This is a genomic window from Enterocloster alcoholdehydrogenati (assembly GCF_013282095.1).
GTDB lineage: Bacteria > Bacillota > Clostridia > Lachnospirales > Lachnospiraceae > Enterocloster > Enterocloster alcoholdehydrogenati.
This window is the reverse complement of the sequence record NZ_BLTJ01000001.1, coordinates 469,650-482,761: the sequence shown is the minus strand read 5'-3', so window position 1 is coordinate 482,761 and position 13,112 is coordinate 469,650. Positions and strand designations below refer to the sequence as shown.

Annotated in this window: 10 protein-coding genes, 1 pseudogene and 1 riboswitch; of the genes and pseudogenes, 9 read left to right on the top strand and 2 right to left on the bottom strand. The window is 52.6% G+C overall.

Features of this window, described 5'->3' with window-relative positions:
• Positions 1-42 precede the first annotated feature (42 nt).
• Positions 43-1,770 (top strand): adenine deaminase C-terminal domain-containing protein, encoded by a 1,728-nt coding sequence (locus HW447_RS02270; protein ID WP_176253684.1) that lies wholly within the window; start codon positions 43-45, stop codon positions 1,768-1,770.
• A gap of 36 nt (positions 1,771-1,806) precedes the next feature.
• Positions 1,807-3,144, top strand: a complete 1,338-nt coding sequence (locus HW447_RS02265) for an amidohydrolase (protein WP_176253683.1) — start codon at positions 1,807-1,809, stop codon at positions 3,142-3,144.
• Between the two features lie 19 nt (positions 3,145-3,163).
• Here the strand turns inward: HW447_RS02265 and HW447_RS02260 are convergent, their stop codons facing one another.
• A complete protein-coding gene (locus tag HW447_RS02260; protein ID WP_176253682.1) occupies positions 3,164-4,405 on the bottom strand; it encodes a helix-turn-helix domain-containing protein in 1,242 nt (413 codons plus the stop codon).
• A gap of 120 nt (positions 4,406-4,525) precedes the next feature.
• Entirely contained in the window at positions 4,526-5,950 is a 1,425-nt protein-coding gene (locus HW447_RS02255; protein ID WP_176253681.1) for an MFS transporter, read from the bottom strand.
• 338 nt (positions 5,951-6,288) lie between these two features.
• Positions 6,289-6,523, top strand: a riboswitch (cobalamin riboswitch).
• Positions 6,524-6,721: 198 nt separating this feature from the next.
• On the opposite strand from HW447_RS02255, the gene HW447_RS02250 reads away from it, so the two are divergent.
• The 7 genes and pseudogenes from HW447_RS02250 (at position 6,722) to HW447_RS18345 (ending at position 13,034) form a co-directional block, all read left to right on the top strand.
• A complete protein-coding gene (locus HW447_RS02250; RefSeq protein WP_176253680.1) occupies positions 6,722-7,786 on the top strand; it encodes a sirohydrochlorin cobaltochelatase in 1,065 nt (354 codons plus the stop codon).
• A gap of 81 nt (positions 7,787-7,867) precedes the next feature.
• A complete protein-coding gene (locus tag HW447_RS02245; protein WP_176253679.1) occupies positions 7,868-8,746 on the top strand; it encodes a hypothetical protein in 879 nt (292 codons plus the stop codon).
• A complete protein-coding gene (locus HW447_RS02240) occupies positions 8,743-9,945 on the top strand; it encodes an ABC transporter substrate-binding protein (RefSeq protein WP_176253678.1) in 1,203 nt (400 codons plus the stop codon). Before HW447_RS02245 ends, HW447_RS02240 begins: the two co-directional genes overlap by 4 nt.
• A gap of 11 nt (positions 9,946-9,956) precedes the next feature.
• On the top strand, positions 9,957-10,988 hold the full coding sequence (locus tag HW447_RS02235) for a FecCD family ABC transporter permease (RefSeq protein ID WP_243176177.1): 1,032 nt from the start codon (positions 9,957-9,959) through the stop codon (positions 10,986-10,988).
• A 4-nt stretch (positions 10,989-10,992) separates the two neighbouring features.
• A complete protein-coding gene (locus HW447_RS02230) occupies positions 10,993-12,111 on the top strand; it encodes an ABC transporter ATP-binding protein (protein ID WP_176253677.1) in 1,119 nt (372 codons plus the stop codon).
• A 47-nt stretch (positions 12,112-12,158) separates the two neighbouring features.
• A pseudogene (locus tag HW447_RS18350) lies at positions 12,159-12,572 on the top strand (DUF523 domain-containing protein); the annotation flags it as partial.
• A complete protein-coding gene (locus HW447_RS18345) occupies positions 12,555-13,034 on the top strand; it encodes a GNAT family N-acetyltransferase (protein WP_408609671.1) in 480 nt (159 codons plus the stop codon). The pseudogene HW447_RS18350 and the gene HW447_RS18345, both read left to right, overlap by 18 nt.
• Positions 13,035-13,112: the final 78 nt, after the last annotated feature.

The window sequence follows — 13,112 nt, the reverse complement described above, 5'->3', positions numbered from 1 at the left end:
TTCTTGGTTTAAACTATTTTCTGCCAAAGGAGCCATCATTCCATGACACCAGACTACATCATAAAAAATGCCAATGTTTTTCAGACCTTCCGCCAATGTTTTGAAATCAGGGATGTAGCCGTCCGAAACGGCCGGTTTTATTCGGTTCTTGCCCCCGGCGGTCCCCTGTCCGATCCCTCGGTTCCTGTCTATGATGCCTCCGGTCTATACATGATCCCCGGCCTCATTGATATCCATATGCACATCGAAAGTTCTATGACCTGTCCGGCCCGTTTTGCCCCTGTGGCATTGTCCCACGGTACCACTACCATAGTAGCGGACGCCCACGAGATCGCCAACGTCTTTGGAATGGAAGGTATTGAGGCTTTTTGGTCTCAGAAAACGCCGTTAGACATCTTCTGGGCTATTCCATCCAGTGTTCCGGCTACCCACATAAGCCTTGAGACCCCCGGAGCCTGCATCACGGAGGAGGACGCCACAGAGCTTCTCCTTAACCCGTACACCTTATGTCTGGGCGAGGTCATGAATTTTAAGCAGCTGGCCCCGGAGGACGGCTCTGATACGCAGATTCGCCGTATGATCCGTCACTGCCGCAAAGCCAGGGGAAGAGACATTCGCATTGAGGGCCACTGCCCCAGACTGTCCGGTGCAGATTTAAACCGCTTTATCTATGAAGGCGTGGATGGGGACCACACCCAGCAGACTCCGGAATCGATTCTGGAAAAAACGGATCTTGGAATGTTTCTGGAGCTGCAGAAAAAGTCCCTGACCCCGGAAAATGCAGATACGGTATGCCGTTACGGTCTTTATGAAAACATAGCCCTTGTCACCGACGATACTATGCCCGATCAGCTGCTGCAGGGCCATTTAAACCACATTGTCCGCACCGCCGTTTACGCGGGGATACCGGTGGAGAAGGCCATCTACTGCGCTACATATACCCCGGCCAGAAGGATGCACCTGGATGACCGCGGGATGATCGGTCCGGGAAAGCTGGCTGATTTTATTCTGCTTAAGGGGCTGGAGGAAATGGAACCGGCTGCCGTGGTAAAAAGCGGAAGGCTGGCCTGGGCTGCTGGCTTCAAAGAAGGGGAAGGAGAGAAGAATACCCCGCTTTTTCCGTCTCACTTCTACCATTCTGTCCACTGCCGTCCTGCGGTCTTAGAGGATTTTATCTTAAAAGCCCCGGCGGATGCAAAAGCGGTCACTGCAAATGTGATGCAGATCCATTCCTTTGGAACAGCCACCAGACAGGTACAGCGTGTGATTCCTGTAAAAGAAGGACGCATCTGCTGGCAGGAAGCCGGCCTGAGCCTTGCGGTTCTTTATGAGCGCCACGGAAAGAATGGAAATGTCGGCTGCGGCCTGGTAGAAGGGGCGTTTACAAAGCCGGGAGCCGCCGCTACTACCTGGTGTCATGACAGCCACAACCTTCTGGTGCTGGGAACCTCCCCTGAGGATATGATTCTGGCCCAGAGGCATATCCTCAGGCTGGAAGGGGGATACACCGTATTTTCTCAGGGAGAATGTCTGGGCGAGGCACGGCTGAATGTAGGCGGTATCATAAATGACGGCCCAATTGAGGCGCTTTCCGGCTCCCTTGGACGGGTAAGAGCCGCTATGGCTGGCCTGGGCTACAAAAACAACAATGAGATCATGTCCATGTCTACCCTGGCGCTCCCCGTATCCCCGGAACTGAAGCTGACGGATCGGGGGCTTTTGGATGTGAAAACCCAGAAACGGGTGGAGTTAGCAGCGGCCTATCATTAGAGAATGGGAATAATTTCCAAAAGAGAGGGAAAACCGATGAAAACCATAATCACAAATGTCATTGTCGTCACCATGGATGTGCAGAGGAACGTATACACGGAGGGCTATGTAAAAATAGAAGGAACGAAAATTACAGAAGTCGGCCCCGCAGGCTCCCTCAAAGATACAAAGGAGGAGCTGGAGCGCACCGGCTGGGAGATACGGGACGGTCAGAGAGGGATCCTGATGCCCGGTATGATCAATACCCACTGCCATCTTGGCATGATTCCCTTCAGAGGACTGGGAGATGACTGTAAGGATCGGCTGAGAGTCTTTCTTCTTCCCATGGAGCAAAAAGCCATGGACCGGGATATGGCTGCTCTTTCCAGCCGCTATGCCATATGCGAGCTCCTTCTTTGCGGCGTAACAACGGTTATGGATATGTATTATTTTGAAGAGTCTGTGGCCGCTGTCATGGATCAGACCGGCATTCGCGGGATTGCGGGGCAGACCGTGATGGATGAGGGGGGATGCGATGCACCGGACGCAGATACCGCCCTTGGGAAAGCCAGAGAGCTTATAGAGGCGTATAAGCATCACCCCAGGATCAGCGGCTGCGCTGCCCCTCATGCCACCAATACCTGCAGCCCGCAGAGCCTTAAAAAGGCCTGGGAAATGGACAGAAGGAATCATGTGCCCTTTACCCTTCACGCGGCGGAAATGGATTACGAACTGACCTGGCTGACCAAAACCTTCGGCTGCACCCCCATAGAATACTTAGACCGCACGGGTGTCCTTGACAGCCATACAGCGGCTGCCCACGGGATCCATCTGACCGACGGCGATATTTCCCTGTTAAAGCAAAAGGGCAGCGGGATTTCCCACTGTATTGGTTCCAACGCAAAGGCCGCCAAAGGCGTGGCTCCTGTGCTTAAACTTTTAAAGGAGGGAGTTCCCGTAGGCCTTGGCACAGACGGGCCTGCCAGCGGAAACACCCTGGATCTCTTTACCCAGATGCGCCTGTGCGCCGGTTTTCAGAAAAACGAGAGCCGCGACCGCAGCGCCATGCCCGCAAAGGATATTGTATCCATGGCGACCTGTCAGGGCGCAAGGGTTCTGGGGCTGGATAAAAAAACCGGCTCTATTGAGCCGGGAAAAGAGGCAGATATGGTGCTGGTTGAAACGGATTCCCTCAATATGTTTCCCGTGTATGACCCTTACTCCGCCCTGGTCTATTCTGCAGGGGCCTCCAATGTCCGGGATGTGTATGTGGCCGGAACCCGCCTGGTGTGGGATAAGAAACTGGTTTTTGAGGATCCTCTGTCTATCCGAAAGGAGTTAGCGGACCGTATGAAACAGTCCGCCTTTGGTGAAATAGAAGAGCTGCACGGGTAAAAACCTTTCTGCGGGCGTATCAGGCGTTCTGATCCGCCCGCTTTTCCCGTTTTCTGGAGGCATTTTCCTTACGGTACGAGGTAGGAGTAATGCCGAACACTTTTTTGAACAGTTTTGTAAAATAGTTCACATCCAGGATCCCTACCTCCTCTGCCGCGTCGGCGATGGAGATATTGGAGGTACACAGCCGCTTGGCCGCCAGCTGGATACGCTGGGTATTGATATAATCCGTCACGGTGACGCCGGTTTCCTGCTTAAAAAGGTTGGAAAGGTAATTGGGGCTGATGTGGCACAGCTCTGCCAGCCGTTTTAGGGAAAGGGTGCCGTTTAGATGGAAACAGATCTGGTGAATGGCGTTCTGAACCACAGAGGAGTAGTTTTCCAGAGAATACTTTGTTACATAAGCGCAGTATTCCCGGATCATCTCCTGAATCAGTTCCCTGTCCTCCTCCAGGGTCATATTCTGGATGCGAACAGCGAAACGGGCGGAAATTTCATCGATATAATAGGGATGGATGCCGCAGTGTTCAATGCTTTTGCGAAACAGCGTGTTTAAGATGATGAGCTTATGCCGCACCGCCATGACGTCTCCCTGAAACCGTCCGCCGTAGTTGTACCGGTTCATCTGCTGGGATATTTTTTCCGCGGTCTCTTCGTCCCCGGCTGCTACCGCGTCCAGAAGCTGGTTTTCTGTCCGATAGCGCTGCTCCAGCATAACAAAGGAAATTTCCTGGCGGGCCATGGGTTCGTTAAAATATTTCTGGTCAGGGCGGAAATAAAAGGGCAGATAATGATTTTCATATACCGCTTTTAACTCACCCTCAGGAAACATCATCCCCACTGCCGTCAGGATCACCTGTTCAAATTCAACTCCGGCAGAGGGAATATTGCTGCAGTATTCCCTTACAATAGCGGCCGTCTGGCTCCCCAGTTCCTTCTCGGTCCAAAAAAGCTGCTCCGCTGTCTTGACTTCCCGCTGCCAGGGGCCAATGATACATCCCTCTCCATTTGATTCTTCGCCGGGCGGGCAGAATACCGCATAGACCATCTGAAAGGAGTCCTCTCCATAGGTCAGCGTACCCGGCCGGATATCAGACAGAAGATCTTCCCCAAACTTCTGCCAGTCAAAACCGGGTGCCAGTCCGGCTCTAAGCCCCAGATCAAACTGCTTTAATTCTGCAAACGGGGGCTTTACCGGCGTTACCTGAACGTTGTAAACAGCCATCAGCTTGCGCAGTGCAGTCATTGCATCAATGAGCATAGATTTCCCCCCTCTCTTGTTTTTTTGTAATATACCATATTTTGCTGTTCAATGCAATAATGAGGAAGAGGCCCCGGCCGGATAATTCGGACCGGGGCATCAGCTTGCATTTTTATGTGTTTACTGTGCGTTTTTTCTCGCTGCCAGGTCGGACTCGATCTGAGCCATGGTCTTTTTATTCAGATTGAATACAAGGCCGTAAGCGATGAGCTGAACGACTGCGCCAAGCAGATACATAGCAGCTACAAGATAGCGCATATTTAAGGCGACCTCAGGAGTCTGGGCAGCCTGAAGGCTGGCGTTGTAACCAAGCATGGTAGCAGCTACCAGGCCCAGAGAAGGCCCAAGGCCCTGTGCCAGCTTGCGGAAGAAGGAATGAAGCGCATAGGTGGTTCCCTCGTTGCGGGTGCCGAACTTCCATTCCTCGTAATCCATGGCGTCTGCCATCAGAGACCAGCTTAAGCAGTTTCCGATGCCGTTTCCAAGGGCGTTTAAAAGCTGGCAGACAACAAACATGGCAATTCCCTTTCCGTCGGGAGTGATGGGCAGAACCAGCATCAGGATGTAAGCAAGGCAGCTGAGAAGAGCGCCTGCGGTGATGGCCTCCTTCTTGCCGAAGCGTTTTACGATCTTGGCGATAAAAGGCATATACAGGAAGGTTCCGATGTAGGCAATCTGGGAGATCAGACCGGAAATCTGTGCGTTTTTAAAATAAGACTGGAACATGATCTGAGATGCTACCGTAGCCCCGTACATTCCGATGAAATTACCCACAGGAGCCAGAGTAGCGCCTACAGCGGCCCGGTTGCGCATAAAGTGTCCGGCGGCCCTGAAAACGTTGAACTTGGGCGCGTCCTCTTTTAAGGTAATTGTGGTATTTACACGGATCTTGGTATTATTAACCATGAAATGGAAACAGGCCAGACCGATCAGGCCCATTCCAAGAGCGATGATCCAGATGCGCTCGCCGCGCAGGTTGTTGCTTGCGTCGTAGATCAGGATCGGGAGCAGGATGTTGGTGGATACAGAGCCTGCGATGCTTCCTGCGGAACGGAAACTGGACAGCTGCGCCCGGTGTACGGGATCCGCAGAGATCAGGGAAAGCATGGAGCCGTAAGGCACGTTTGCTACGGTATAAAATGCGTCCCAGATGATGTAGCCGGCTACAAAGAGGATATTTTTTGCCATTGCCGGAGCGCCTGTCCAGGGGATGTAACAGAGTGCGCCAGCAAAGGTCAGGCCAAGACCGCCGGCCCAGATGTAGGCTAAGAACTTGTTGCGCTTGTAGGTGTGCCTGTCTGAGTCTACCAGAGCGCCGATCACCGGATCGTTGATAGCGTCCCAGATCTGAACTAACAGCAGAAGAGAGGCCATTACATAAGAGTTGATCCCCATAAACTGAGTCCAGAACAGAGTCAGCGTTCCCTTTAACGCAAAGCTCATGTTGCAGCCGAAGTCGCCCAGCCCATAAGCCAGCTTATCCCGAAAACCGAAGTTTTCTGCAGATTGTGTTGTTATTTTTCTTGCAGTTGTTGCATTTGCCATAAGAAAATCTCCTTCCCAGCCGGTTCCTTTCGTTTCCGGCCTTCACTGTATATGTTTATTATACATTGCAAAAAGTGAAAACTATTAGTAATATTTTATGTCAAATCATGATGATTTTATGGTTATTTAGTAAAAAATCAATATTTAACCCTGCATTTTAATGAAGAATTAACACATTTTACACAAAAACACATAAAGAACGCATAAAGGCAGAAAAATATGCCTATGCAGGTTAGCCTGCAGCACAAATTGTCGTATGGCTGAATAGTTACTTAAAAATAGCAGGGGCATGATGGGCCGATTGCATTTTAGGGTATTTGATGATAGAATAAGCGTATATCGAGTTAAGAGCAGCCGGTGCCGCGGATCCTGTTTGCCGGGATCTGGGGGTAAAAGGGAAGCAGGTGGAAATCCTGTACGATCTCGTCACTGTGAACCGGGAGCATAAAGACATGGAAAGGGTCAGTCACTGGCAAACGTCCTTTCGGAAAATTCCTGAAAGGGCCGGCTGGGAAGGCAGTCTTTATGTGCGGATCGGCAAGTCAGGAAACCTGCCGGCTGTTGGTACAGGAAATCATTTCCAGATCACGAGCCATTGATCGTGCCGGTCAAGAGCGCGCGGCTGCCAAGAGACGGCCCCAGGCGCCAAAAGACCTCTGACTCAGAACGGAGCAGAGGCAGTCTGCCTTCACTCCGGTTTGAGATAATGGATTCCTATACCTTGCCAACCGATACATAAGGATTATGTCTTGTGACAAGGAGGAACAGAACATGAAACTGAAAAAAGCAGCATTACTCTTTGCGGCGGCAGCCTTGACGGCAGGAATGGCAGCGGGATGCTCCGGCAGCCAGAATGCGGCGTCCGGCTCTGTGGAGGAAACAGAAGGAACCCCGAAGACATCTGAGAGCGGGGATCAAACGGAGGCCTCCAGGGCAGCGCAGACGGCTTTGCAGACCCAGACATCCGGTGAAGCCGGCGAGGATGAGGAAAACTACGATACCGGAGACGCCACACTGGATGATCCGCGCAATCAGGATGAGATCGGAGAAAAGGAACTGCTGGTGGTGAGCTTCGGCACCAGCTATAACGACAGCCGGAGAAAGACAATAGGGGCCATCGAGGACGCCATGGAGGTGGCCATGCCGGACTGCTCTGTGCGCCGGGGCTTTACCAGCCAGATGATCATTGACCATATAAAAAGGCGGGATGACGTTTCCATTGACAATGTAGAAGAGGCACTGGACCGGGCGGTAAAAAACGGCGTTAAAACGCTGGTGATCCAGCCTACCCACCTGATGAACGGCTTAGAGTACACCGATCTGGTGAATGAGGCGGCGGAATATGCGGATGCCTTTGAGCAGGTAGCCGTAGGCGAGCCGCTTCTGACCTCGGAGGATGATTTTAAGGCTGTGATCCAGGCGATTACCGACGCAACCAGGGAATATGATGACGGTGAGACGGCTGTCTGCTTTATGGGCCACGGCACGGAGGCAGAGTCCAATCAGGTCTATGCAAGGCTGCAGGAGATGTTAAGGGCAGGGGGCTTTGAGAATTATTTTGTGGGAACTGTAGAGGCAGAGCCTTCTTTAGAGGATGTGCTTGGGTCTGTAAAAGAAGGTTCTTATACAAAGGTGGTTTTAGAGCCTCTTATGATCGTAGCAGGCGACCATGCCAACAATGACATGGCGGGAGAGGAGGAAGGCTCCTGGAAAACGGAGTTTGAGAAGGCCGGCTATGAAGTGACCTGCGTATTAAGGGGCCTGGGAGAACTGGAACCCATCCGGAATCTGTTTGCGGAGCACGCCAGGGCAGCGGCGGACAGCCTGACAAAGTAAGACTTAAGGATACGGAGGGCTGCACTGGGAATGTATCAGGCGCAGCCCTGTATAAGGAGATTTTTCCGGAGGCAAAAGGATATGAAAATCAGGAAAATATGGATCTGCTCTGTTTTGGGGGCCGCCGTGCTTGCGGGGGCGGGCTGCGCACAGAAACAGGCGGGAGCAACCGTTTCTCAAAGTGCTGGCAAACAGGAGACGGCAGAGCGCCAAAAAGAAGCAGCAGAGGGGATGGAGCCTATTTACGCTGCAGCGCTTAAAGATGGCATATATCAGATCCAGGTGGATTCAAGTTCGCCCATGTTCCGGGCAGAGAAATGTGAGCTGACGGTAAAGGACGGCAGTTTGACTGCCAGGATGACCATGAGCGGAAGCGGATATGCAAGGGTATTTATGGGAACCGGGGAGGACGCGGAAAAAGCATCTGAAAGCCAGTGGATTCCAAGCGAGGACACCCGGGAGGGGAAAAATGAATTTACCGTTCCGGTGGAGGCGCTGGACAGGGCTGTTGCCTGCAGCGCCTTCAGTAAAAGGAAGGGAACCTGGTATGACCGCACTCTCGTATTCAAAGCGGGTTCCCTTCCGGCAGAGGCGTTTAAGGAAGGAAATCTGACAACAGTGGAAACGCTGGGCTTAAAGGATGGGAGCTATACTGCCGTTGTGCGCCTGGAGGGCGGTTCCGGCAGAGCTGGTGTGGAATCTCCTGCCAACCTTAGGATTATGGATGGAAAGGCCCTTGTGACGCTGGTCTGGAGCAGTCCCAATTATGATTATATGAAGGTAGGAGAGGAACGGTTTGAACAGCAGAACACAGAGGGAAACTCCGTGTTTGAGATTCCAGTTACAGCTTTTGACTATAAGCAGAAGGTAATCGCCGATACTATCGCCATGAGTACGCCCCATGAGATTGAATACACGCTGATCGTGGAATCTGCCGGGCTGAAAGAGGTGGGAGAATGAGAAGGCCGCGCAGAAGGGCAGCCTTTGTAAGAATGGTCTGTCTGGCAGGGCTGTGCCTTGCAGCGGCAGGCTGCTCCCGGACAGCGGTGTCCGGGAGCACGCCTGCCGGTTCCGGGCCCTCTTTACAGGCGGTTCTGTGGGAAAAACCCGTATCATCCATGGAGCTTTCTTATGCCGATCAGTTTTCCGTCGACCATTATCAGGGCGGTTATGACCTGATTACCATAAAAGAGGGAGGCCGGTTTCTGGTGCTCCCGGAAGGAGGAGACGCAGAAACGGCTTCGTCTCTGGTTCCTGAGGAACTTCCCAAGGACATCACTGTGCTTCGGCGTCCGTTGGACCATATCTACCTGGCTGCCACCTCAGCCATGGACTTTTTTTCGGGCCTGGATGCGGTGGATCGGGTGACGCTGTCCGGCACAGATGTATCCGGGTGGTATCTGGATGCTCCAAAAGAGGCTCTTAAGGCCGGGAGCATGGTCTATGCGGGAAAATACAATACGCCTGACTATGAACTTATTCTGTCGGAAGGCTGTGACCTTGCCATTGAGTCAACCATGATCTATCATGCCCCGGAGGTGAAGGAGCAGCTGGAAAAGCTGGGAATCCCCGTGCTGGCAGAGCGATCCAGCTATGAGAGCAGCCCCCTGGGCCGTATGGAATGGATCAGGCTTTACGGCGTTTTACTGGGAAAGGAAGAGGAGGCAAAGGCCTTGTTTGACCGGGAACTTCAGGCGCTGGAACCTCTTAAGGAGCAGTCCCCATCCCAAAAAACGGCGGCTTTTTTCTATGTGACCTCGAAAGGCTATGTAAACGTGAGAAAGCCTGGTGACTATGTGACTCGGATGATCCAGATGGCCGGAGGCGAGTACCTTCCCCGGCTTGCGCCGGAGGAGGAAAATGCCCTTTCTACCATGAATCTGCAGATGGAGGCCTTTTACAGTGCCTGCAAAGACGCAGATGTTCTGATTTATAACAGCACCATTGACGGCGAACTGTCTTCGGTGGCGGAGCTTCTGGGAAAAAGTCCTCTGTTAGCTGATTTTAAGGCCGTGAGAGAGGGGAATGTATGGTGCACGGGCAAAAATCTCTTTCAGGAAACCATGGGTCTGGGGCAGATGATCCGGGAACTCCACCAGATCTTTACTGAAACTGCACCGGATTCCTCGTCCATGCGCTACATTCATAAACTAAACTGAGGTGAAATCATATGGCTCCGCAAAATCATATATTTTCAAGGAGCAGCCGGATTGTATCCGGTATGCTGTTTCTGGCGGTTCTTCTGGGTATCCTCATGATCTTAAATGTGTGCTTTGGCTCTGTGGCAGTATCTTTGCCAGAACTGTTCGGCCTGCTTTTAAAAGGCCCCACAGAGGATACGGCTTCCCGGATTCTCTGGGATATCCGTCTGCCCCGCCTGTTTGCGGCTGTGATCCTTGGGGGCGCACTGTCTGTTTCCGGCTTTCTGCTTCAGACATTTTTTTCCAATCCTATTGCCGGCCCCTTTGTGCTGGGAATTTCCTCCGGCGCCAGGCTGGTGGTGGCATTTGTTATGATCGCTCTTTTAAATCAGGGACGGACGGCTGGCTCTGTGACTCTGATCCTGGCTGCGTTTTTCGGCTCCCTGATCTCCATGGGCTTTGTGATTCTGGTTTCTGGCCGGGTGAGAAATATGTCCATGCTGGTGGTCTGCGGCATGATGGTCAGTTATATCTGCTCGGCCATTACGGATCTGGCAGTCACCTTTGCAGATGATGCCAATATCGTAAATCTTCACAACTGGTCTCTGGGCAGTTTTTCCGGCATTACCTGGGAAAACGTCTCTGTTATGACTGCAGTGACCGCAGCTGCCATGGCCTGCACCCTGTTTATGGCAAAGCCGGTAAGCGCCTATCAGCTGGGAGAGGTCTATGCCGCAAATATGGGAGTCAATATCCGGCGGTTTCGTCTGGCCCTGATCCTGGTCTCCAGCATACTTTCTGCCTGTGTCACCGCCTTTGCAGGCCCTGTTTCCTTTGTGGGAATCGCGGTGCCGAGACTGATAAAGGGGCTGTTTCAGACGGCCAAGCCGTTGGTCATGATTCCTGGCTGTTTTCTGGGTGGAGCTGTATTCTGCTGCTTTTGCGATATGGTCGCCCGGACGCTGTTTGCTCCGGTGGAATTAAGCATCAGCACGGTTACTGCCATATTTGGAGCGCCGGTGGTGATCTATATGATGGTACATAAAGGGGAAAGGCGGTAGGAAGATGGAAAAGAACCGTATTTTAACGGAAAACCTGGCAGTAGGCTATGGAAAGACGCCGCTGATTCGGGAGATCAGCCTCCGTGTGAGGCCAGGGGAGATTGTTACCCTGATCGGGCCCAACGGGGCCGGAAAATCCACTATTTTAAAGAGCATCATCGGACAGCTGGAGCGGATGGGCGGAACAGTGCGGCTGGTGGGAAAGGATATGGCAGGGATGAAGGAGCGGGAGATCGCCCGCCATCTGTCCGTGATGATGACAGAGCGGATCCGTCCGGAACTGATGACCTGTAAAGAGGTGGTAAGTATGGGGCGATATCCCTACACTGGTCCTCTGGGGGTCCTGGGCCGGGAGGACAGGGAAAGGGTGGAGGAAGCCCTTTCTCTGGTTCGCGCAGAGGAGCTTGCAGACTGTGACTTCGGCTGTATCAGCGATGGCCAGAGGCAGAGGATTCTTCTTGCCAGGGCCATCTGTCAGGAGCCGGAGGTTCTGGTGCTGGACGAACCAACTTCTTTTCTGGATATCCGTCATAAGCTGGAACTGCTGGAGATTCTGAAGGAACTGGTGCGAAAAAAGGGACTGGCTGTACTGATGTCCCTTCACGAACTGGATCTGGCGCAGAAGGTGTCAGATTATATGGTCTGCGTCAAAGGAGACAGGATCGCCGCCTGTGGGCTGCCGGAGGAGATTTTCACCACAGACAGGATCCGGACGCTTTTTGATATCACCCGCGGAACCTACTGCCCCAGGCTTGGCTGTGTGGAACTGGCAGCCCCTGAGGGGCAGCCCCAGGTCTTTGTAATCGGAGGAAACGGCTCTGGGATCCCTGTTTACCGCCGTCTTCAAAAGCAGGGGATTCCCTTCGCAGCCGGGGTGCTTCATGAAAATGACATCGACTGCCCGGTGGCGTCGGCGCTGTCGGCCCATGTAATCACTGAACGGCCCTTTGAGCCTGTTTCCGAAACACAGTTTCGCAGGGCTGCCGCGCTTATGGCGGACTGCCGGGAGGTGGTCTGCTGTATCGGTACATTTGGCCCTATGAATGAAAAAAACCGGGAACTGGCAAAGCTGGGCGGCAGGAAAACGGTTTTCCTGTCAGATGGAGATTGTGCAGGGATATAAGAAAAAGCATGAGCTCCGCCATGGAGTGACCAGAGAAAGGAGAGAGAATGAGAGTATTAGTGAGCGCCTGTCTGCTGGGCGAAAACTGCAAATACAACGGAGGAAACAACCGAAATGAACGTGTTCTTAATTATATCAAAGACAAGGAAGTGATTCCTGTCTGTCCGGAGATCCTCACAATCCTTGGAACGCCCCGGCCGTCAGTGGAAATCGCGGCGGGGCGGATCATAGACAAGGAGGGGAATGACAGGGAGCTCATTTACCGTGAGGGGGTGGAAAAGGCCCTGTCCCGGATCTGCGGGCTAAAAATAGATCTGGCCATCCTGCAGTCCCGCAGCCCTACCTGCGGTGTAAATGAGATTTATGACGGCACATTTTCGGGAAAAAAAATACCCGGTTCCGGGATATTTGCCCAGGCCTTAAGGAAAAAGGGGATCCCGTTAATGGATGCAGAGGACGTTCCGGCCATGATGCTGTGCGGGTACAGGCCAAAATACTGCCAGAAGCTGGCAGAGTTGTTTTACGAGACAGTTCATACGGTAAACCGAAAGGATTATACCAGGGAGCAGGTGGATGCCTGGGCAGACGGCCAGGTGGATCTGGAAGCGTGGAATCGCTCTTTTCTGGAGCACCATACCGTAGTGGCATGGGAGAGCGGGCAGCTTGCAGGTTTTGGCGATATGGCCCGGGACGGCTATCTGGACCGTCTGTATGTGCATAAGGACTTTCAGGGCAGGGGAATTGCCTCCGCCATCTGCGATGAGCTGGAGAGAACCTCCGGCAGAGCCGCTTTTACCGTCCATGCCTCCATTACCTCCCGCTCCTTCTTTGAAAAGAGGGGATACCGAATGGTGAAGGAACAGCAGGTGGAGCGCCATGGGGTGAAGCTTACAAACTTCATCATGGAAAAGCTGCCAATGTAAAATTAACATTTCTCATACATATCCTGGATAGTAAATTTTACATTTCCCTTCTATACTTAAACTCATCAGAAGCAACCA